Raw genomic sequence first — 21,194 nt, 5'->3', positions numbered from 1 at the left:
GATGCCCGCCTTGGTTGGCGCCGGGCCGCCCGCGCGTTTCATCCACGCATCGCGTGGATCTACTTGCGCCGATACACACCGTTGAAGCGCACGTTCATGCCGCCGCACTCGCTGTTGTCGGCCACGATCAGCACATCGCCCAGCAGCTGCGCGTGCACCGTGCAGGTGTCCTCCACGAAGTCGACCTGGGCACCACGCGGTACTGCCTGTGCGCTTACCGCGCCGATGTTCGGGCCGCCCGGGCGTTCTGCCGGTGTCGGGTTGGCCGAGGGCCAGTAGGCATCGCCTTCCACGTGCAGCTGGCCGTCACGCACGCGGATGCGCAGGCCGTTGTCACTGTCCTTCCAGTCTCCGGACCAGGCCTGCAGCGTCGGCGCGGGTACCGGCAACGCCTGCAGCTTGCTGCGATCCACCCAGCCTGCGCTGCCACCCACCTTGTTCGGGAAGAACGCGCAGCGGTAGCGACCAAGATCACGCCCGGTCACCACCGTGTCACCACTCACCACGTAGCTGCGCTGGCGGCAGGCGGGTTCGCCCTTGGCCGGGCAGCCGTCCATGTCGCCCAGCAGGTACAGGCGCGGCGTGCCCACCACCTTGGCCAGGGCAAAGCCCGATTGTTCCGAAGGGAACGCGCCATTGCGGCACGAACCGCCATCGGTCAGGTCGCTGGCGAACGCGGCAAGCGGGCTCAGCGTTGCAAGCAGGAACAGGGTACGCAGCAGCATCCAGGCAGCCTCGAAGGGAAGGCCCGCAGGATAACGCCTACTTCTCCGGCGGTGCGCCGCAACCATCCTGCTGGGCGCAGAACTGCAGCGCGCGCCGTTGCTGCTCGGCGCTCAGTTCCGGTGGCGGCCGCGCGATGGCCGACTGGATCTGGTCCGGGCCGCCAGTGATCTTGTTCAGGCCCTTGGCCGCAGCCATCACGCCCTTGACCACGCCCATCATGATGTAACCGCCGCCCATACTGACCTGCTCGGGCGAGGGCGGCTCACTCCAGTCGCGGCTGAAGCGGTTGTTCTCCGCGCGCATCGGGTTCTTGAAGCGGTACAGGTCCAGCGGCTGGTCGTCTTCGGGCTTGAGCGCGCGCACTTCGCCCAGCGTGGTCACGTTCCCCTGCGCAGGCGGCACGACCACGGGCGCGTCATCAGCAGCGGGCGGCACGGCAGGCGCCGGTACGGGATCAGGCGTGGGCACGGGTACGGCCGCCGGCGTCGTCTGCTGCGCGTGCGCGATGCCCGCCAGCAGCATGCCGGCCAGAAGTGCTCCCTGCGTTGCCCGTTTTGCCACAGCCATCACCCTTGCCTGTTGCGTCCAAGTGTCGAGGATACGGGTGCGGGCTTCAGATTTCGTTGGAGGTGGCAAAGGCGTTCAGCGCACAGCGCACGGCACTGAATGATTCACTCCATCCCATCGCCGTGTCTCACATCCTGAGACGTGAATGTGGTGCCATGTGACCCCTCGAAAAATGTCCCGGCTCCATCTTCCATGGCCTACGAACTCGCCAAGCGCACCGCCGATGCGGAGCAGCAGCTCGCCACCCGCGATGGCCTGCCCGCGCGCGATGGCGCACTGCTCAGTGCACGCCTGCAGCGCCGCTACCAGGATCGCATCACCGGCAGCTTCGCCATTCCCGGCCGCGAAGGCCGCTATGCGCCGATTCCTGATTCCGTGCCACCGGCCCTGACTGCGGCACTGAAGGCACGCGGCATCGAGCAGCTCTACAGCCACCAGGCCGAGGCATGGGAGGCCAGCCAGCGTGGCGACCACGTCGCCATCGTTACCCCCACCGCCAGCGGCAAGTCGCTGTGCTACACCCTGCCGGTGGTCAGCGCCGCCATGCAGGACAAGGCCAAGGCGCTGTACCTGTTCCCCACCAAGGCACTGGCCCAGGACCAGGTGGCCGAACTGCTGGAGCTCAACCGCGCCGGCGACCTCGGAGTGAAGGCCTTCACCTTCGACGGCGACACCCCCGGCGACGCGCGGCAGGCGATCCGCCTGCATGGCGACATCGTGGTCTCCAACCCGGACATGCTGCACCAGGCGATCCTGCCGCATCACACCAAGTGGGCGCAGTTCTTCGAGAACCTGCGCTACATCGTCATCGACGAAGTACACACCTATCGCGGCGTGTTCGGCAGCCATGTCACCAACGTGCTGCGCCGGCTCAAGCGCATCTGCGCGTTCTACGGGGTGCAACCGCAGTTCATCCTGTGCTCGGCCACCATCGGCAACCCGCAGGCGCATGCCGAGGCGCTGATCGAAGCACCGGTCACCGCCATCACCGAATCCGGTGCACCCAGCGGGCCGAAGCAGGTGCTGCTGTGGAATCCGCCGGTGATCAACCCCGACCTGGGCCTGCGTGCCTCGGCGCGCTCGCAGAGCAACCGCATCGCCCGCATCGCGATCAAATCCGGGCTGAAGACGCTGGTGTTCGCGCAGACCCGGCTGATGGTGGAGGTGCTGACCAAGTACCTGAAGGACATCTTCGATCACGATCCGCGCAAGCCACCCCGCATCCGCGCCTACCGCGGCGGCTACCTGCCCACCGAGCGCCGCGAGACCGAGCGTGCGATGCGTGCCGGCAACATCGACGGCATCGTCAGCACCTCGGCGCTGGAACTGGGCGTGGACATCGGCAGCCTGGACGTGGTGATCCTCAACGGTTACCCCGGCAGCGTGGCTGCCACCTGGCAGCGCTTCGGCCGCGCCGGACGCCGCCAGCAGCCCGCACTCGGAGTGATGGTGGCCAGTTCGCAGCCGCTGGACCAGTACGTGGTGCGCCATCCGGACTTCTTCGCCGAGGCGTCGCCGGAACACGCACGCATCGCGCCCGACCAGCCGTTGATCCTGTTCGATCACATCCGCTGCGCGGCGTTCGAACTGCCGTTCCGGGTCGGCGATGGCTTCGGCCCGATCGATCCTGAGGTGTTCCTGGAAGCACTGGCCGAAACCGAGGTCATCCACCGCGAAGGCGAACGCTGGGAGTGGATCGCCGACAGCTATCCGGCCAACGCGGTCAGCCTGCGCGCGGTGGCCGATGGCAACTTCGTGGTGGTCGACCGCAGCGATGGCCGCCAGCAGATCATCGCCGAAGTGGACTACTCCGCTGCAGCGCTGACCCTGTACGAAGGCGCCATCCACATGGTGCAGTCCACGCCCTACCAAGTGGAAACGCTGGACTGGGAAGGCCGCAAGGCCTACGTCACCCGCACCCACGTGGACTACTACACCGACAGCATCGACTTCACCAAGCTCAAGGTGCTGGACCGTTTCGATGGCGGCGTGGCCGGCCGCGGTGATTCGCACCATGGCGAAGTGCACGTGGTGCGCCGCGTGGCCGGTTACAAGAAGATCCGCTACTACACCCACGAGAACATCGGCTACGGCCCGGTCAACCTGCCCGACCAGGAACTGCACACCACCGCGGTGTGGTGGCAGCTGCCGCAGGCGCTGCTGCTGCGCGCCTTCGCCAGCAAGCAGGATGCGCTGGATGGGTTCCTCGGCGCCGCCTATGCACTGCACATCGTAGCCACGGTGGCGGTGATGGCCGATGCGCGCGACCTGCAGAAGTCGGTGGGCAACGGCGATGGCACCTGGATCGCGATTGCCGACCAGAGCGGGCGCGGCCAGCTGCGGGGCAGCGATGGCGAGCCTGGCGCGGTGGAACTGCTGCAGGAATTCGTGCCGACCGTATACCTGTACGACAATTTCCCGGGTGGCGTCGGCCTGAGCGAGCCGTTGTGGCAGCGCCAGGCCGAGCTGGTGCAGCGCGCGCGCGAACTGGTACAGCGCTGCGACTGCAAGGCGGGTTGCCCGGCCTGCGTCGGTCCGGTGCTTGCCGCGCAGGAACAGGATGAAACCTCGCCGCGTGCGCTGGCGCTGCGCGTGCTCGACCTGTTCGATGCGCAGGCCTGCCAGCATGTGGCCGATGTGGTGGTGAGCACACGCGACCCGATGGAGCTGATCGCCCCGTGAGCCTGAGCCTGGACAAGCTGCGGCTGCTTCGCAAGCAGGCGGGTGACCCGAAAGCAGCCACGCCTGCCGCGCCGACGCAGCAGACGCCGCCGGCACTCATGGCCGCCAACGATGCGCGGCAGCCACCGGCCGAGCGTTCGGTATTTGCCTGGGTGGAACAGGAGATCCGCCACAAGCCGACCGGCACCGCCACCACCACGCCTGCGCCGGCAGCACTGCGACGGCCCGAGGTCGGCAGCCTGCATCGCCTGCTCGGCATGCGCTCGCGGGGTGGCCCTGCGCCGGCACGCGCCAGCGCGCAGGATCGCCAACTGCCCGGCAACGAGATTGCGCCCGGCCTGTTCCTGATCGAGTCACTGCTGCCGCAGCCGATTCCCGCCATGCCGCTGTCGCTGGCCTTCGCCAAGCGCGAGGGTGAACACGTGGCTGCGCGCGACCTGCTGTTCTTCGATACCGAGACCACCGGCCTGGCCGGCGGCACCGGCACCCGCGCCTTCATGATCGGTGCCGCCGACTGGCATGTGTGCCCGCAGCGTGGCGAAGGCCTGCGCATCCGCCAGCTGCTGATGTCGACGATGGCTGCCGAGGAAACGATGTTGGCCGCTTTCGCCAGCTGGCTGCAGCCGCATACCGTGTTCTGCAGCTACAACGGCCGCAGCTACGATGCCCCACTGCTGAAGACACGCTATCGGCTGGCCCGCCAGGCCGATCCCATCACCGCGCTGGACCATGTCGACCTGCTGTATCCCACTCGCCGCCGTTACCGCGGTACGTGGGAGAACTGCAAGCTGTCCACCATCGAGCGGCAACTGCTGCGCGTGGTGCGCGAAGATGACCTGCCCGGCTCGGAAGCCCCCGCCGCATGGCTGCGCTTCCTGCGCGGCGGTGATGCGGTGAATCTGCGCCGGGTGGCCGACCACAACCACCAGGACGTGGTGACCCTGGCCCTGCTGCTGCAGCGGTTGGTGCGGGAAGAGCAGCGCGAACGGGAGACCCTGGCGCTGGTAAGCGGATGAACGGAGAGGGTGGATCCAGGCCGCGTTGACATCACTGACACAGCGCTCGGCGACACTGCCGCTACTGAACACCACCCAGGAGTACTGCCATGCGTCGATCCCCCCTGTTGCTGCTTGCGGCCATCCTGCCGCTGGCCGCCTGCAGCCATGCCGGTGGCAACGCCTCCGCCGATGCCGGCAGCCTGCCGGCCAAGGTGTCCGATGGTCCGCAGGAGTGCCGCCCCGAGGCGCTGGACGCATTCACCGGCAAGACCGCCGACGAAGCGACGATCAAGAAGCTGGTGGCCGACAGTGGCGCGCGCAACGCACGCGTGGTCAAACCGGGGATGGCGGTGACCATGGACTTCCGCCAGGACCGGGTGACCGTGCAGGTGGACGCACAGAACCGTATCGAACGCGCCAGCTGCGGTTGATGGGGTAGCGCCGGGCCCTGACCGGCGGATTCCATTCGCATACGCGCCGCTGCGGGCGCCGGGCATGGCCCGGCGCTCCGCTCTGTCAGAGCCGCTCGGCCTTGCCGCTGGCCAGCGCACGCGCGATGACCTGCTCTGCCTGCTTCGCTGCCTGTGCCTGCAGCCGTGCCTGACGCTCACCCAACGCGGCCTGTTGACTGCCCAGTGCCGCCTGCTGGCTTCCCAACGCGGCCTGCTGGCTGGCGAGTCGGCTCATCTCGCGGCTACGCTCGGACTGCAGCGCCTGGTTGCGGGCAACCTGTGATGCGCGCTGTGCTTCGGCCGCAGCCTTGCGTGCAATCGCCGCATCATCCACCGCGCCGCGTGTAGCCCGCGCCGCTTCGGCTGCCGCTTCGCGATTGATGTCGCGATCGTTGATCGCACTGCGTGCAGCCCGTGCGGCTGCGAGGGCGATTTCACGCGCCTCTTCGCCCTGCAGCCTGCCCAGCTCGCCCTGCTCGCGGCCGAGCTGGCCCTGCTGACGACCCAGCACACTCTGCTGGCGCCCCAGTTCACTCTGCTGGCGGCTCAGGTCGACGGCGCCGGCATAGGCACGCTGCAACGACTGGATCAGCATCGGATCGCGCACGACGTAGCGCTTGTCGCCCTGGCGGAACCACAGGGCTGGGCCGTCACCAAGCCGGCTGCGCGCCTGCATCACATCGTCCATGCCGGCATTGGCGAACGCCTGGCCGTGATCGACGAGAACGAAGGCCTGCTGTGGCGGCGTACCCAGATCCAGCTGGCCATGGGTGACGATGGTGGTCTGCGAGTGCGCATGGGTGCCTGCGTCCTGCTCCTCGTCTTCATTGACGTCGGCAGGTTCCTCAGGCTCGGCGGGTTCTGCCGGCTCGGCCCAGTCGGCCGGCTCTGCCGGTACCGCTGCGGCAGGCGGCGCTGCCGGTGCCGGGGGTGCTGCGGGCGGCGGCGGCGGCGCTGGCACAGCGCGCGGCGGTGCCGGCGGTGCAGGCGGGACCGGCGCGGCCACCAGCCGCATCGGCGCCACACCCACGGCCAATACAACCAGCGTCAAGCCGACGGCCAGCAGGCGCGGGCACGCCCGGTGCGACTGCAGCGACAGCAGGCGGCGCTTGAGGCTGGTGGTGCTGGGCGCTGCGCTGGCCACGCCGAGGTGTGGCTGCGGCGCCACACCCAGCTGCAGCAGCAACCGGCCATAGGCATGGCGGCTGGCACCGTGCTGGCCGACCACCGCCGCATCCACGGCTTCCTCGCGGGCCTGGGCGTATTCGCGCACGGCCAGGCGCAGCAGCGGATGGAAGAAGAACAGGTGCTGGGCCAAGGCAGGCAGCAGCCCCCACTGCAGGTCACGACGCTGCAGGTGTTGCAGCTCGTGGGTCAGCGCCAGGTCCAGCGCATCGCCCTGCAGCGCGTTCATTCCCGCCGGCAGCAGCAGCACCGGACGGAACGGCCCGACCAACTGCGGCGCGTCCACCTGGTCGCTCATCCACAGGCGCGGCGCGCGGCGCAGGCCGTGCGCATCCGAAGCCAGCTGCAGCGCCTGCACCAGTGCCTGGTCCTCGCACGGATACGACGCCGCCAGCAGCGCGCGGCAACGGCGCCATTCGCCAAAGGTCCGCAACGCCATCAGCAGTACACCGGACATCCACAGCGCGGCCAGGGCCAACGCCCACCAGGCCACCGGGGTGCTGCCGACATCACCCATCGGCGTGTTCGCCAGCAGGTGCGCCGATGCCTCCGGTGCCATCGTATATATCGCGTCCGCCGCAAGATCCACGGTCGTCATGGCCACCGCATCGGGTGCGGGCAACCAGGCCAGCTGCAGCGGTTGGCTCCACAACAGACCGACCACCGCCTGCAGCGACACCAGCCACCACAACCGGCAACGGGTGGCCGCCGACAGTGCCGGCAGCGCGCGGCACAGCAGGTACACCAGCGCCACCAGCAGCACGGTCTGCAGGCTGGTCCAGCCCAGCCGTTCCAGCATCGGAATCAACATCGAGGTATCCATGGCTCAGTCCTCCTGGCGACGCGATTGCAGTTCGGCCACCAGCGCTTCCAGTTCGGCCAGTTCGTTGTCGCTGACCTTCTGCCGCTGCGACAGGTACGCCACGAATGGCGACACCGAGCCCTGCAGCGTGTTGTCGACGAACTGGGCAACGGCGCCCTGCAGCACGCTCTCCGGGCCACGGGTGGGCTGGTAACGGTAGACACCCTGCTGCTGCCTGCGCTGCAGGTAACCCTTGGCGCGCAGGCGCTCCATCATCGTCAACACCGTGGACCGGGCCAGTCCGCGCGGTTCGCCATAGCCGCTGGCGACCTCGCCGACGCTGGCCGGTGCCTGCTCATCCACATACTGCAGCAGGGCCAGTTCCTGGTCCCCGATGGTCTTGCCACGCATGACAACACTCCCTTGACTACACGTGTCGCTACTGTTGCCATGACGACACCTGTAGTCAACCCCCCGGAAGTCATGGGCCGACGAACGGTAGCGCGCGCAGCCGGCTTAAACCTTTTACGCCGGGCGCGCATCCGACCCATGGCCTGTCGCCTGCGGCAGCCGTGATCGCCGCCGATCTTTCCGACCTCCGGGAACCCGCATGACTCGCCAGACGCTACGAACCCTGCTCATGATCATCAGCCTGCTGCCCTTCGCCGCCGTCTCCGCCAACCAGGACCAGGCCAACGACCAGACCCGTCGTTTCATCCGCCAGACCATGCAGGAACAGCGCATCCCGGGCCTGCAGATCGCGGTGGTCAAGGATGGCCAGGTGGTGCTGTCGGAAACCTATGGGCTGGCCAACGTCGAGAACGGTGTGGTCGCCACCCGCAGCACCCGGTTCCCGCTCAACTCGGCCACCAAATCCTTCACCGGCGTCGCTCTGGCGCAGCTGGCACAGGACGGGCGGGTGGATCTGGACGCGCCCATCGCGCGCTATCTCGACGACCTGCCCGAAAGCTGGCGGGCAGTGCGGGTGCGCCAGCTGCTCGCCCACACCTCCGGCCTGCCCGACATCCTCGATGCAGAGGGATTGCTGGGTGGGGGTTCGGAACAGGACGCATGGCAGGCGGTCCGCGCGCTGCCGGCAGAGGCCAGGGCCGGCGAGCGTTTCCAGTACAACCAGACCAACTACCTGCTGCTGGCGCGGATCATCGCGCGGCAATCCGGCATGCCCTACGAACGCTTCCTGGCCACCGGCCAGTTCTCCACCGCGCGCATGGCACGCACCACCTTTGGCGACAGCTACGACCTGATCCCGGATGCGGCGACGATGTACAGCTACCTGCCACGCGCCAGCGATGCAAAGGATGCACCGCCGCGCCTGTCGCACTGGTTCTACGACATGCCGCCCGGCCTGTGGGCCGGCGGCGGCATCCTCACCACGGCCGATGACACCGCGCGCTGGTTGGTTGCATTGCAGGAGGGACGCCTGCTGGAGCAGCGCGCGGTGCAGCAGATGTGGACGGCCGAACGCCTCAATGATGGCAGTGCCGGCGACTGGGCCGCAGGCTGGCCGGTGTTCAGCACCGCGCCCGACCTGCAGGTGGGTGGCATGGGCGGCGCGCGCTCAGCCTTCATCGTCTATCCCGAGCGCGAACTCGCCGTTGTCGTGCTGACCAATCTGGTCGGCGCCAATCCGCAGCAGTTCATACCGCGCATCGCCGGTTTCTACACTGCCGCACCCAAGAGCGGCGCCGCCGCGCGCTAACCGCGCGGCCCGCCCATCACCGGCAGGATCACCCCGCTGATGTAGCTGGCGCAGGCCGGTGAGGCCAGGAACACATAGGCCGGCGACAGCTCTTCGGGCTGTGCCGGCCGCCCCATGTCACTGTCCTTGCCGAACTCGGCCACATCCTTGGCCTGCTTGTCGGCCGGATTCAACGGCGTCCACACCGGCCCCGGCGCCACGCAGTTGACCCGGATGCCGCGCGGCAGCAACTGGCTGGCCAGCGCCTTGGTGAACGCATGGATCGCGCCCTTGGTAGCCGAGTAATCGATCAGTGCCTTGCTGCCGAACAGGCCGGTTTCCGAGCCGGTGTTGATGATGCTGGCGCCCTCGCCCAGGTGTGGCAGCACTGCGCGTGCCATCTGGATGTAACCGCCGATGTTGGTCTGCAGGGTTTCCTGCAGGTGCGTATCTTCCAGGTCTTCCAGGCGCTCGCAGTGCAGCTGGAACGCCGCGTTGTTGACCAGGATGTCGATGCCACCAAACGCCTTGGCCACCTGTTTGACTACCTTGTTGCAGAAGCGCGGGTCGCGCACGTCGCCGGCGATCACCACGCAGCGGCCGCCCTCTTTTTCCACGTGCTGACGCGTCAACTCGGCGTCCTTGGCTTCATCCAGATGCAGCACGGCAACGTCGGCGCCTTCGCGGGCGAACAGTACCGCCACCGCCCGGCCGATGCCGGAATCACCACCGGTGACGATGGCTCGCATCCCTTGCAGCTTGCCGCTGCCAACATAGTCCGGGGCCAGGAAGCGCGGCGCCAGCTCCAGTGCATGCTCGTGGCCGGGCTTGGCCAGCTGCTGCGCCGGCATTGTCTCCGGCTGACGGCGCGGGCCAGCCTGGGTGGTGGTCTTCCTGGTCGCCTTTTTTGCCGCCTTCTTCGCTACGCGTACATCCTTCGCTTTTTCCTGGTCCTGCAGGCGCCGCTGCCGTGCTGCGACACGCGCCGCGCGCGGATCGGAAGCGGCGGCCTTGCGGGTGGCGGTCTTCACCACGCGCGGGCGATCGGACGTGGTGGCTTCGGCGGCGGCGGGCGCTGCCTGGGTGCCTTTGCGTACCTTTGGCGATGCCTTGCGGCGGGCGGGGGTCTTCTTGGTGGTGGCCATGCAGGTCTCCTCGGGAGGATGGGGGTTGCCGGCCAGCGGCCGGCACTACCGGGGCGCGTGCGCCGCAGTACCGGGGGCGGCGTGCGCCGCTCGTGCAGTGTCTCCACGCAGGCTGTTGGCGACAGTGAGCGAACTGTGTCCATCGCGTGCACGGCATTCATTCCGCCACCACGCGTGTCGTCGCACCCTGCAGGCCACAACACGAGGAACGCCCCCCATGAAACATGCCATTGCCACCGCCGCCGTCTGCTTCGCTCTCGCCGCCTGCAGCAGCAGCCCGGTCGCCCAGGTCCAGCCGATCGATGGGGTGATTTCAGGCCAGTGCCACACCGACAAGGTGCGCGGCGCAGTCGGCCTGGCCGCTTCGGGCATGACCATCGAACGTGCGCGCGTGGACAGCGACAGCCTGCACGTGCAGGTAACCCGCGGCAGCCGCGAGCGCAGCGGCAACACCGCCAGCGGCGCTGCCGATCCGGCCGCCGGCGCAGCCACGGAAGGCGGGGATCGCCTGACCATCGAAACCGGCCGCACCAACAACATCACCGCCATCTACTGCGGCTGACCTGCCTTGCGGCTGAGCCGCCGGGCCCGGCGCAGCACCTTCAGTGTCGCCTGTTCCCACTGCCGCGGCCCGCGCAGGCCCGCCAGTGCGGTCAGTTCGCCGCGTTCCCAACCGGCGAACACGCAGGGATCGATGTAGGCCTTGCGGCATACCGCTGGCGTATTGCCCAAGCGCGCAGCCACCTGGCACACCACCTCGCGTTGCGCCTTGGCCAGCGCGCGTTGGCTGGCCGGCTCGGGCAGCTCGGTGGCGGCGAAGGCCTGCACCGCCGCCATCGTGCCGCCCCAGGTGCGGAAGTCCTTGGCGGTGAAGTCCTCGCCCATCACCTCGCGCAGGTAGTCGTTCACCGCGCCCGAATCCACCGGCTGCACCTCGCCCGCGTCGTCGCGGTACTGGAACAGGGCCTGACCCGGCAGCTGCTGCACGCTGCGCACCAGCGCGCCCAGCCGACGGTCACCGACCACCACCTCCTGCAACTGCCCGGACTTGCCGCGGAAGCGCATGCGCACCCGGCCACCCCGAAGCAGGTCCAAGTGACGGTTGCGCAACGTTGTCAGGCCGTATGACTTGTTCTCCTGCGCATAGGTTTCATTGCCCACCCGCACCAGCGTGTCGGCCAGCAGCGCGACCACAACCGCCAGCACCTTCTCGCGCGGGAAACCGCTGCGCTTGAGGTCGCGGCCCAGGCGCCGCCGCAGCGCTGGCAACGCCTGGCCGAAGGCGATGGTGCGGTCGAACTTGCCGGCGTCGCGAACGGCAGCCCAGTCGGCGTGGTAGCGGTACTGCTTGCGCCCGCGCGCGTCGCGGCCGGTGGCCTGCAGGTGGCCATCGGCGCGGGCACAGATCCACACGGCGGTATAGGCCGGTGGAATGGCCAGCGCGCGGATGCGCTGCAGGGTGGCGGCATCGCGCACGGCATGACCATCGGCATCGCGATAGGAGAAACCCTTGCCGGCGCGGACGCGGCTGAAACCGGGCTGGGTGTCATCGACGTAGCGCAGACCGGCGGCGCGCGCGGCCTGGCGTTCGGGTGTGGGGGTCGCTGGCATGCCTGCAGTCTGCCGATCGGCGCGGCGTGGCCACGTCAATAACGCAAGACAAACACGTGAGGGCGGGTTCGCCGCTATGCTCGGCCTTTCACCGTCCCTTCCATTCCGGAGTCATGATGTCGTTCCCGATCCGCGCCCGTTCCCTCTCCGCCCTGCTGCTGCCGGCCGTGCTGGCCCTGACCGCCTGCCAGGCGCCGTCGCTGGATGAGCAGGATTCGGCCACCGCCCACGCACAGCAGGCCGCCGAGGCCGCCAAGGCGCCGGCCGACGAAGCCGGCAAGGCCACCGAAGCACCGCCGGTCGGCAACTGCGATGCCAGCCAGGTGCAGAGCCTGGTCGGCCAGCCCTACACCGAAGCGCTCGGCAAGCAGGCCCAGGAAGATGCCGCGGCCAAGCAGCTGCGCGTGCTGCACCCCAATGACGTCACCACGATGGAGTTCCTGGGCGACCGCCTGAACATCGAAGTGGACGCAAAGGACGTGGTAAGCGGCGTCCGCTGCGGCTGAGGAACCCCGCGCCGGCAAGCGTTTGCCGGCGCTTTGGTTGCGCCTGCAACCGTGTATTGCGGCGTTGCAGCAACCTGTGATCTAGTCGAGGCATCCGGTGGCCTCATGATGCGCTCCAGGAAGAGCACGGCGTGTGCGTCAGGGTGAGTGTGAAGACACTTGGCGTGCGGCCCGACAAGGCGCGCGCCGCCGCGCAGGCGAGTGCCTGCGCAAGGTGAGCAACGCCGTATGGGCGTGCGCCAAGCGGCTTCCCGACGGGCCGCGCCATGCGCGGCACACTCCACCATGACGTACAGGGCGTGCTCTACAGAGCGGGCAGGAGTGTCCCCGTTCATTTCAATCTGCATCGAGGTAGAGATGGCCCCCCGCAACCGCCAAGGGCTTTACGACCCGCGCTCCGAGCGCGATGCCTGTGGATTTGGCATGGTCGCCCAGCTCGACGACCAGCCTTCGCGCCTGCTGGTCGATACCGCCATCGCTGCGCTCTCGCGCATGACCCACCGTGGTGGTGTCGCCGCCGATGGGCTCACCGGCGATGGCTGTGGCCTGCTGCTGCGCCGCCCCGATGCCTTCCTGAAACTGCTGGCCAGTGAAGCCGGCATCGCCGTCGGCGCGCGCTTCACTGCGGGCCTGGTGTTCCTGCCGCACGATGCCGATGCCGCGCAGGCCTGCCGCACGCAGCTGCAGCAGCAGATCGAAGCGGTGGGCTGCAAGGTGGCCGGCTGGCGCGAGGTACCGACCGACGACAGCGTCTGCGGACAACTGGCACGCGATACCCTGCCGCGCATCGAGCAGGTGTTCGTCGATGCCGGCGTCGGTCAGGATGACGCCGGCTTCGGCCTGGCCCTGTTCCTGGCCCGCCGCCGCAGCGAACAGCAGCTGCGCGCGCACGCCGACTACTACGTCACCACGCTCAGCCCCAACGCGATCAGCTACAAGGGCATGGTGCTGCCGGACAAGCTCAGCCGCTTCTTCCCGGACCTGCAGCGGCGCGAACTGGCCTCCAGCGCCATCGTGTTCCACCAGCGCTTCTCCACCAATACGCTGCCGCGCTGGCCGCTGGCACACCCGTTCCGGATGCTCGCCCACAACGGCGAGATCAACACCATCGAAGGCAACCGGCGCTGGGCACAGGCGCGCAGCAAGGTGTGGAAGACACCCCGTTTCGACATCGGCGAGTTCGACCCGGTCATCTCCATGCACGGCTCCGATTCGCAGAGCCTGGACAACATGCTGGAACTGATGGTGTCCGCCGGCATGGAGCTGATCCAGGCCCTGCGCATCCTGGTGCCGCCGGCAACGCAGTCGCTGGAATTCAAGGACCCGGACCTGGCTGCGTTCTACGAGTTCCACGGCCTCAACAGCGAACCGTGGGACGGCCCGGCCGGCATCGTCGCCTGCGACAGCCGCTACGCGGTGTGCACCCTCGACCGCAACGGCCTGCGCCCGGCGCGCTGGATGCTGACCGCCGATCGCTACTTCCTGGTCGCCTCCGAAGCAGGCGTCTGGGAAGTACCGACCGAGCGCGTGGTGCGCAAGGGCAAGCTCGGCCCGGGCGAGATGATCGCCATCGACCTCAAGCGCGGTGACCTGCTCGATTCGGAGGCCATCGACCGCATCAACCGCGGGCGTGCACCGTACAAGCAGTGGTTGCAGCAGGGCGTCACCTACCTGCAGACCGAACTGATCGACCCGTCGCTGGTGGAAGAGCCGTTCGACGAAAGCACCCTGCGCAGCTACCACAAGCTGTACCAGCTCAGCAGCGAGGAAGTGGAACAGGTGCTGCGGCCGCTGGCCGAGACCGAGCAGGAAGCCACCGGCTCGATGGGCGATGACACGCCGATGGCCGTGCTCAGCCAGCGCAGCCGTCCGCTGTACGACTATTTCCGCCAGGCCTTCGCGCAGGTCACCAACCCGCCGATCGACCCGCTGCGCGAAGACTGCGCGATGTCCCTGTCCACCCAGCTCGGCAAGGAGACCAACATCTTCCATGCCGGCCCGGAGACGGTGAACCACGTCATCCTCAACTCGCCGGTGCTGAGCCAGCGCAAGCTGCGCCAGCTGCTGAAGATGGACCAGTACGTGCAGGCCAACCGCCTGCTCGACCTGTCCTACAGCGAAGAGGAAGGCCTGCGTGCGGGCATCGAACGCATCTGCGTCGAGGCCGAACAGGCTGCGCGCGACGGCATGGTGATGCTGCTGCTGTCCGACCGCTACCCGGTGGCCGGGAGGCCGATGGTGCATGCGCTGCTGGCCACCAGCGCCATCCACCACCACCTGTCACGGCTGGGCCTGCGCTGCGACGTCAACCTGATCGTGGAAACCGGCACCGCGCGCGACGCGCACCACATGGCTTGCCTGCTCGGCTTCGGTGCCACGGCGGTGTATCCGTACCTGGCCTACCAGACCCTGTTCGACCTCGGCCGACGCGGCATCCTCAAGCTCAGCAAGGGCGGTGAGCAGTCGCAGATCGGCCGCCGCTACCGCAAGGGCATCTACAAGGGCCTGTCCAAGATCATCTCGAAGATGGGCATCTGTACCGTGGCCAGCTACCGCGGTGCGCAGCTGTTCGAGATCATCGGCCTGGAGCCGGAGGTCGTGGAGCTGTGCTTCCCCGATACCGCGTCGCGCATCGGTGGCGCCGGCTTCGCGCGCCTGGATGCCGACGCGCGCGAACTGTGCGCGCAGGCCTGGGACGCCCAGCAGGGCGTGGATGTCGGCGGCCTGCTGAAGTACGTGCACGGCGGCGAGTACCACATGTACAACCCGGACGTGGTGACCACCCTGCAGCGCGCAGCGCGCAGCGGTGACCCGCGTGCGTGGCAGCAGTACTGCGATGCCGTGCATGCGCGCCCGCCGTCGGCGCTGCGCGATCTGCTGCAGCTGGTGCCGGCGGCAACGCCGACGCCGCTGGACGAAGTGGCACCGGCCAGCGATCTGTTCCCGCGTTTCGATACCGCCGCGATCAGCCTCGGTGCGCTCTCGCCCGAGGCGCATGAAGCGCTGGCCATTGCGATGAACCGCCTCGGCGGCCGCAGCAATTCCGGCGAAGGTGGCGAAGACCCGGCGCGCTATGGCACCGACAAGCGCAGCAAGATCAAGCAGGTGGCCTCAGGCCGCTTCGGCGTCACCGCCGAGTACCTGGTCAACGCCGAAGTGCTGCAGATCAAGGTTGCGCAGGGCGCCAAGCCCGGCGAAGGCGGCCAGCTGCCCGGGCACAAGGTCAATGAACTGATCGCACGCCTGCGCTATGCCAGGCCGGGCATCGGCCTGATCTCGCCACCGCCGCACCACGACATCTACTCCATCGAAGACCTGGCGCAGCTGATCTACGACCTCAAGCAGGTCAACCCGACCGCGCTGGTGTCGGTGAAGCTGGTCAGCCATGCCGGCGTCGGCACGATCGCGGCGGGCGTGGTCAAGGCCGGTGCGGACCTGATCACCATTTCCGGCCACGACGGCGGTACCGGTGCTTCACCGGTCAGCTCGATCCGCTACGCCGGCGTGCCGTGGGAACTGGGCATCGCCGAGGCGCACCAGGCGCTGGTGGCCAACGACCTGCGTGGGCGCACCCTGCTGCAGACCGACGGCGGCCTGAAGACCGGCCTGGATGTGGTCAAGGCGGCGCTGCTGGGCGCGGACAGCTTCGGCTTCGGCACCGCGCCGATGATCGTGCTGGGCTGCAAGTACCTGCGCATCTGCCACCTCAACAACTGCGCCACCGGCGTCGCCACCCAGGACGAACGCCTGCGCGAGAACCACTTCACCGGCCAACCCGAGCGCGTGGAGAACTTCTTCCGCCTGCTGGCCGAGGAAGTACGCGGCTGGCTGTCGGTACTGGGCGCACGTTCGCTGCAGGAAATCGTCGGCCGCACCGACCTGCTGCGCCAGCTTGAGGTCTCGCCGCGCGAGGACGTGCGCGTGGACCTGTCGCGGCTGCTGGCAGACGCCAGTTACCCGGGCAGCCACTGCGCCGCACAGCGCCTGTATGAATCTCCGGACAGCCTGGCCACGCAGATGGACGGCCTGCTGGCCGAGGCCATCGAACACAAGCGCGGTGGCGAGCATCGCTTCCTGATCCACAACACCGACCGCAGCATCGGCACCCGCCTGGCCGGCGCCGTGGCGCGCGCGCACGGCAACCAGGGCATGGCCGAATCGCCGCTGGAACTGCGCTTCCGCGGCAGCGCCGGGCAGAGCTTCGGCGCCTTCAACGTCGGCGGCCTGCATCTGGAAGTGGAAGGTGAAGCCAACGACTACGTCGGCAAGGGCATGGCCGGTGGCCGCCTGGTGGTGCGTCCGCCGCGTGGCGCACGCTTCGAGGCACGCAGTACCGCGATCATCGGCAACACCTGCCTGTATGGCGCAACCGGTGGCGAGCTGTTCGCCGCTGGCCGTGCCGGTGAACGATTCGCCGTGCGCAACTCCGGCGCACTGGCGGTAGTGGAAGGTGCAGGCGATCACTGCTGTGAGTACATGACCGACGGCGTAGTACTGGTGCTGGGCAAGGTCGGCCTCAACTTCGGCGCCGGCTTCACCGGTGGCCTGGCCTACGTGCTGGACGTGGACCGCGATTTCGTCGACCGCTACAACCACGAGCTGATCGACATCCATCGGGTCTCCGCCGAAGGGTTCGAGAACTACCGCCAGCACCTGCACCGCCTGATCGGCCGTCATCGCGAACTGACCGGCAGCATCTGGGCGCAGCAGATCATGGACGAGTTCCGCGATTACATCGGCAAGTTCTGGCTGGTCAAACCCAAGGCCGCCAGCATCGAGTCGCTGACCGAAACCCTGCGCCGCGCGGCGTGACACACCGCACGTGACGGATGCGCCGCATGCACTGGGCGCACCGGCTTCCCCACCGCTGTAGTGCCGGCCGCTGGCCGGCATCCGGAAATCCACAGAGTCCGCCATGAGCCGCAAGCACGCCTTCCAGTTCCTCGACCTGCCCCGGACCATGCCGCAGCGCATCCCGGTTGAACTGCGCACCTCCGGCGACTGGGGTGAGCTGTACGGAAAGTTCGGCAAGGAGGATGCGCAGTACCAGGCCGGTCGCTGCCTGGACTGTGGCAACCCGTACTGCAGCTGGAAGTGCCCGGTGCACAACGCCATTCCGCAATGGCTGCAGCTGGTGCAGGAAAACCGCATCCACGAAGCAGCCACGCTGTGCCACAGCACCAACCCGTTGCCGGAAGTGTGCGGCCGGGTGTGCCCGCAGGATCGCCTGTGCGAGGGCAGCTGCACGCTGGAAGAGTTTGGTGCGGTCACCATCGGTGCGGTGGAGAAGTACATCGTCGATACCGCGCTGGCTACCGGCTGGCGGCCGGACATGACGGCGGTGCAGCCCACCGGCCACACGGTGGCGGTGATCGGTGCCGGTCCCGCGGGGCTGGCCTGTGCCGACCGCCTGGCGCATGCCGGCATCACCGCGGTGGTCTACGACCGTTACGAACAGGTCGGTGGCCTGCTGCAGTTCGGCATCCCCAGTTTCAAGCTGGACAAGGACGTGATCCGTCGTCGTCGCGACGTGCTTGAAGGCATGGGCGTGCAGTTCCGCCTCGGCGTGGAGATCGGCCGCGACATCAGCCTGCAGCTGCTGCTGGACACGCATGATGCGGTGTTCGTCGGTACCGGCGCCTACCGCTACACCGATGGTGGCCTCGACGGCCAGGACCTGAAGGGCGTGCTGCCGGCATTGCCGTTCCTGGTGCAGAACAGCCGCATCGTCGGCGGCGATGATCCGCAGGGCCGCCCGATCGCCGGCTGGGAAGACCAGATCGCCCTGCCCGACCTCAATGGCAAGCGCGTGGTGGTCCTCGGCGGTGGCGACACTGGCATGGACTGCGTGCGCAGCGCGGTGCGACTGGGCGCGGCCAAGGTCACCTGTGCCTACCGCCGCGACGAAGCCAACATGCCGGGCAGCGCGCGCGAAGTGGCCAACGCGCGCGAGGAAGGCGTGCGCTTCCTGTTCAACCGCCAGCCGCTGTCGATCGAAGCCGGCGCCGATGACGAAGTGATCGGCGTCACCGTCATCGAGACGCGCCTGGGCGAACCCGATGCCAACGGCCGCCAGAACGCGGTACAGATCGAGGGCAGCGAGTCGCTGCTGGAAGCGGACGTGGTGATCATCGCGTTCGGTTTCTCGCCCAGCGTGCCGTCGTGGCTGGCCGAGCATGGCGTGGAGGGCCAGGCCAACGGCCGCATCCTCGCCGGAGGCAAGGGCAAGCTGCCCTTCCAGACCGCACATCCCCGTCTGTTCGCAGGGGGTGACGCAGTGCGCGGTGCCGACCTGGTGGTGACCGCCGTGGCCGAAGGTCGCGACGCCGCCGCCAGCATCGCCCGGCTACTGGCGCACTGACAGATCGAGCGGCATCAGCACTGCGGCCAGGGTGGCATGCAGTGCCTGGCGGTCGACCGGCTTGGCGATGAAATGGTCGATGCCAGCGTCGAGGCAGGCCTGGCGGGTACTGTCGAGCACGCTGGCGGTCAACGCGATGATCGGCACCCTTGCCGCGTCGGCACGAGGATCGGCGCGGATCGCGCGGGCCAGGGCAAAGCCGTCCATGCCCGGCATGTGGCAGTCGGTAATGACCAGCGCGAACCGTTGCGTCTGCCACGCCTGCCAGGCCTGCTCGCCATTGGCTGCGGCATGCACCTGCAGGCCCATCTCCCGCAGCTGTCGCACCAGCAGCTGCAGGTTGGTGGGATGGTCTTCGGCAACCAGTACCCGTACCGGCGGCAATTCGTGCAGGCCAGCCGCATCATCACGATGCTCCACCGATGGCGCCTCGCAGGCCGGCAGGTACAGGTCCAGCCACACCGTGGTGCCCGCGCCCGGCGTACTGCACAGCTGCAGTTGCCCGCCCATCGATGCCGCCAGGTCCCGGCAGATCGCCAGGCCCAGGCCGCTGCCACCGAAGCGCCGGGTGGTGGAGGCGTCGGCCTGGGTAAATGCTGCAAATACCGCCCGCTGGCGCTCCCGGCTGATGCCCACACCGGTATCGGTCACCTGCAGGCGCAGCTGCTGGCCACGTTCGCGCTGCTGCAGCACCCGCACCTGCAGGTCCACCCCACCGTGCAGGGTGAATTTCAGCGCATTGCCCGCCAAGTTGAACAGGATCTGGCGCAGGCGCAGCGCATCGGCCAACGATCCACGCTGCAGCGCAGGATCCACCTCGCAGCGCAGATGCAGCCCTTTGCTTGCTGCCACCGGCACCAGCAGGCGCTGCACCGCACGCAGCAGCCCGGCCAGGTCGGTGGGCAGGCACTGCGGTGGTTGTGGGCCGGACTGCAGGCGTTGGCTGTGCAGGACGTCATCAAGGATCTGCCGCAGCATCTGCGCGGCATCATCGATGGTCGCCAGTACCTGGCGCTGGCGCGCATCCAGCGCGCCGCTGCCGAAGCGCTCCAGCATTCCCAGCATGGTGCTCATCGGCGTGCGGATCTCGTGGCTCATGGTGGCCAGGAAATGGCTCTTGGCGGCAGCATCCTGCTCAGCATCACGCCGCGCATCGTTCAGTGCCTGCGTACGTGCGCGCGCCTCGGTGACATCCATCCAGTATCCGCTCCATTCCACGCCGCTGTCGCTGCAGGCGATCGGGCGCCCGTGCGAACGTACCCAGCGCCAGCCGTTGGGGCCGCGCGTGCGGAAGGTGATGTCGATGGGCCCGCGCACCAGCGCGGCGGCATCAACGCAGGCCAGCACCGAGCGGCGGTCCTGCGGAGGGACTGCTGCCAGCAGGCTTCCATGGTCGACCCGCGCGGTATCTACGCTGATCCCGAACAGGGCATGCACATCGCCGGCAATGTGGGGAACGCTGTACTCGCCGGTGCTGCTGCGCCGCGCCTGGTACACCACCGCCGGCAGGTTGGCGGTGACTTCCTGCAGCCGCTGCTCCAGCGCCTGCCTGCGCAGGCCTTCGCGGTGCAGTCGCCAGTAACCGAATGCATGCACCAGGCCCATTGTCAGCAGCATCAGCAGCACCGCGATCAAGCCGCGCAGGGGCGACACCGGCGGCACGTGGCCGCGGCGAGGGGATGTCGAGACCCAATGGGCCCGCAATGCCTCGCGCTGCTCCTCCGTCATGCCTGCCTGCAGTTGGTTGAAGCGATCCACCAGGTGCGCGCACGCCGGCAGCGCCGCCAATACCAGTGCGTCGCTGAAGCCGGCCGGCGCCGCCACGTCCAGCGCGCCGCCAGGCTGATCGCGCAGCGCCGCTTCCACTTCCACCAGGTTGCCCACCACTGCATCGATCTGGCCGCTGATCAGCAGCTGCAGCGCCTTGTCCAACGCCGCCACCTGCAGCAGCGGCACATGCGCGCCCGACTCCTCCAGCACCCTGGCAAGCGGCACGGTGTCGAGGCTGGCCACGCCGCGACCGTGCAGTCCGTCCAGGCCGTGGATCGGCAGCGCGTCGGGGCGTCGCACGATCACCTGCGGCACCTGCAGGTAGGGCACGCTGGCCACCCAGCCTTTCGGCGTCTGCGCGCGCGGCCAGCCGAGCAAGGCGTGGGTTCCTGCAGGCAGCGCGGCAGCGGCCAGCGTCGTCGCCGCGACCGGTGTGGCGCGCAGCGTGGGCACCTGCTCCTGCAGCAGCGCCAGGTAGGCGGCCACCAGCCCCTGTGGCGTGTCGTCCTGACTGGACGACAACGGCGCACGGTCAGCGGGATAGGCAAGCAGGATGGGGCCTTCGCACTGTCCGGCCCAGGCCGGCGCCGACAACAGCGACAGGGCGGCGATGCGGGCCAAAGGGCCAGCGACATTCACGGTGGACATCCTCATGTCGCAGGCAGGGGCATGGCCGCATCGCGGTGCGGC

At 68.4% G+C, this 21,194-nt stretch carries 15 protein-coding genes; 8 read left to right on the top strand and 7 right to left on the bottom strand.

The window, feature by feature from the left end:
- Nucleotides 1–59: 59 nt before the first annotated feature.
- Together CR918_RS19760 and CR918_RS19755 are read right to left on the bottom strand one after the other, a co-directional pair.
- Nucleotides 60–725: a hypothetical protein gene (locus CR918_RS19760; protein WP_099844572.1), complete on the bottom strand. Its 666-nt coding sequence runs from the start codon at nt 723–725 to the stop codon at nt 60–62.
- A 37-nt stretch (nt 726–762) separates the two neighbouring features.
- Nucleotides 763–1,293 carry a hypothetical protein gene (locus CR918_RS19755; RefSeq protein ID WP_059063117.1) on the bottom strand — a complete coding sequence of 177 codons (531 nt, stop codon included), beginning with the start codon at nt 1,291–1,293 and terminating at the stop codon, nt 763–765.
- A gap of 192 nt (nt 1,294–1,485) precedes the next feature.
- Here CR918_RS19755 and CR918_RS19750 point away from each other — a divergent pair, with 192 nt between their 5' ends.
- The 3 genes from CR918_RS19750 to CR918_RS19740 all read left to right on the top strand — a co-directional run bounded on the left by CR918_RS19750 (nt 1,486) and on the right by CR918_RS19740 (nt 5,404).
- Nucleotides 1,486–3,975 (top strand): DEAD/DEAH box helicase, encoded by a 2,490-nt coding sequence (locus CR918_RS19750; RefSeq protein WP_099844570.1) that lies wholly within the window; start codon nt 1,486–1,488, stop codon nt 3,973–3,975.
- A complete protein-coding gene (locus CR918_RS19745) occupies nt 3,972–4,991 on the top strand; it encodes a ribonuclease H-like domain-containing protein (RefSeq protein WP_099786315.1) in 1,020 nt (339 codons plus the stop codon). The genes CR918_RS19750 and CR918_RS19745 overlap by 4 nt, the downstream gene beginning before the upstream one ends.
- An 89-nt stretch (nt 4,992–5,080) precedes the next feature.
- Nucleotides 5,081–5,404: an I78 family peptidase inhibitor gene (locus tag CR918_RS19740; RefSeq protein ID WP_025876032.1), complete on the top strand. Its 324-nt coding sequence runs from the start codon at nt 5,081–5,083 to the stop codon at nt 5,402–5,404.
- An 85-nt stretch (nt 5,405–5,489) separates the two neighbouring features.
- Here CR918_RS19740 and CR918_RS19735 read toward each other — a convergent pair whose 3' ends face one another.
- Both CR918_RS19735 and CR918_RS19730 read right to left on the bottom strand, forming a co-directional pair.
- Nucleotides 5,490–7,433, bottom strand: a complete 1,944-nt coding sequence (locus CR918_RS19735; RefSeq protein WP_059063112.1) for a M56 family metallopeptidase — start codon at nt 7,431–7,433, stop codon at nt 5,490–5,492.
- 3 nt (nt 7,434–7,436) lie between these two features.
- Nucleotides 7,437–7,823 (bottom strand): BlaI/MecI/CopY family transcriptional regulator, encoded by a 387-nt coding sequence (locus CR918_RS19730; RefSeq protein WP_025876036.1) that lies wholly within the window; start codon nt 7,821–7,823, stop codon nt 7,437–7,439.
- A 229-nt stretch (nt 7,824–8,052) separates the two neighbouring features.
- Between CR918_RS19730 and CR918_RS19725 the strand changes: the two genes are divergently transcribed.
- Complete coding sequence (locus tag CR918_RS19725) at nt 8,053–9,132, top strand: serine hydrolase domain-containing protein (RefSeq protein ID WP_099844568.1); 1,080 nt, start codon at nt 8,053–8,055, stop codon at nt 9,130–9,132.
- Here CR918_RS19725 and CR918_RS19720 read toward each other — a convergent pair.
- Nucleotides 9,129–10,256: an SDR family oxidoreductase gene (locus CR918_RS19720; RefSeq protein ID WP_099844566.1), complete on the bottom strand. Its 1,128-nt coding sequence runs from the start codon at nt 10,254–10,256 to the stop codon at nt 9,129–9,131. The genes CR918_RS19725 and CR918_RS19720 overlap by 4 nt on opposite strands.
- A gap of 217 nt (nt 10,257–10,473) precedes the next feature.
- Between CR918_RS19720 and CR918_RS19715 the strand changes: the two genes are divergently transcribed.
- Nucleotides 10,474–10,818, top strand: a complete 345-nt coding sequence (locus CR918_RS19715) for a putative periplasmic lipoprotein (protein WP_025876040.1) — start codon at nt 10,474–10,476, stop codon at nt 10,816–10,818.
- Here CR918_RS19715 and CR918_RS19710 read toward each other — a convergent pair.
- The gene (locus CR918_RS19710) at nt 10,806–11,867 is read right to left on the bottom strand and encodes a DNA topoisomerase IB (protein WP_032978407.1); all 1,062 of its coding nucleotides are present in this window, start codon (nt 11,865–11,867) and stop codon (nt 10,806–10,808) included. The two genes, CR918_RS19715 and CR918_RS19710, sit on opposite strands and share 13 nt — an antisense overlap.
- A 116-nt stretch (nt 11,868–11,983) precedes the next feature.
- On the opposite strand from CR918_RS19710, the gene CR918_RS19705 reads away from it, so the two are divergent.
- From CR918_RS19705 to CR918_RS19695, 3 genes are all read left to right on the top strand, one after another.
- On the top strand, nt 11,984–12,373 hold the full coding sequence (locus tag CR918_RS19705; RefSeq protein WP_025876043.1) for an I78 family peptidase inhibitor: 390 nt from the start codon (nt 11,984–11,986) through the stop codon (nt 12,371–12,373).
- Nucleotides 12,374–12,730: 357 nt separating this feature from the next.
- Nucleotides 12,731–17,185 (top strand): glutamate synthase large subunit, encoded by a 4,455-nt coding sequence (gltB, locus tag CR918_RS19700; RefSeq protein ID WP_099844564.1) that lies wholly within the window; start codon nt 12,731–12,733, stop codon nt 17,183–17,185.
- A 103-nt stretch (nt 17,186–17,288) separates the two neighbouring features.
- Nucleotides 17,289–18,734 carry an FAD-dependent oxidoreductase gene (locus tag CR918_RS19695; protein WP_099844562.1) on the top strand — a complete coding sequence of 482 codons (1,446 nt, stop codon included), beginning with the start codon at nt 17,289–17,291 and terminating at the stop codon, nt 18,732–18,734.
- On the opposite strand, the gene CR918_RS19690 is transcribed toward CR918_RS19695, so the two are convergent.
- Entirely contained in the window at nt 18,720–21,143 is a 2,424-nt protein-coding gene (locus CR918_RS19690; RefSeq protein WP_425480222.1) for a response regulator, read from the bottom strand. The genes CR918_RS19695 and CR918_RS19690 overlap by 15 nt on opposite strands.
- Nucleotides 21,144–21,194: the final 51 nt, after the last annotated feature.

This window comes from Stenotrophomonas indicatrix (genome assembly GCF_002750975.1).
Lineage (GTDB): Bacteria > Pseudomonadota > Gammaproteobacteria > Xanthomonadales > Xanthomonadaceae > Stenotrophomonas > Stenotrophomonas indicatrix.
This window is presented reverse-complemented; position numbering and strand designations above follow the sequence as displayed.

Coding starts and splice junctions, on each gene's coding strand:
- CR918_RS19760 (WP_099844572.1), bottom strand. CDS start 725: ATGCTGCTGCGTACCCTGTTCCTGCTTGCAACGCTGAGCCCGCTTGCC.
- CR918_RS19755 (WP_059063117.1), bottom strand. CDS start 1,293: ATGGCTGTGGCAAAACGGGCAACGCAGGGAGCACTTCTGGCCGGCATG.
- CR918_RS19750 (WP_099844570.1), top strand. CDS start 1,486: ATGGCCTACGAACTCGCCAAGCGCACCGCCGATGCGGAGCAGCAGCTC.
- CR918_RS19740 (WP_025876032.1), top strand. CDS start 5,081: ATGCGTCGATCCCCCCTGTTGCTGCTTGCGGCCATCCTGCCGCTGGCC.
- CR918_RS19735 (WP_059063112.1), bottom strand. CDS start 7,433: ATGGATACCTCGATGTTGATTCCGATGCTGGAACGGCTGGGCTGGACC.
- CR918_RS19730 (WP_025876036.1), bottom strand. CDS start 7,823: ATGCGTGGCAAGACCATCGGGGACCAGGAACTGGCCCTGCTGCAGTAT.
- CR918_RS19725 (WP_099844568.1), top strand. CDS start 8,053: ATGATCATCAGCCTGCTGCCCTTCGCCGCCGTCTCCGCCAACCAGGAC.
- CR918_RS19720 (WP_099844566.1), bottom strand. CDS start 10,256: ATGGCCACCACCAAGAAGACCCCCGCCCGCCGCAAGGCATCGCCAAAG.
- CR918_RS19715 (WP_025876040.1), top strand. CDS start 10,474: ATGAAACATGCCATTGCCACCGCCGCCGTCTGCTTCGCTCTCGCCGCC.
- CR918_RS19710 (WP_032978407.1), bottom strand. CDS start 11,867: ATGCCAGCGACCCCCACACCCGAACGCCAGGCCGCGCGCGCCGCCGGT.
- CR918_RS19705 (WP_025876043.1), top strand. CDS start 11,984: ATGTCGTTCCCGATCCGCGCCCGTTCCCTCTCCGCCCTGCTGCTGCCG.
- gltB (WP_099844564.1), top strand. CDS start 12,731: ATGGCCCCCCGCAACCGCCAAGGGCTTTACGACCCGCGCTCCGAGCGC.
- CR918_RS19695 (WP_099844562.1), top strand. CDS start 17,289: ATGAGCCGCAAGCACGCCTTCCAGTTCCTCGACCTGCCCCGGACCATG.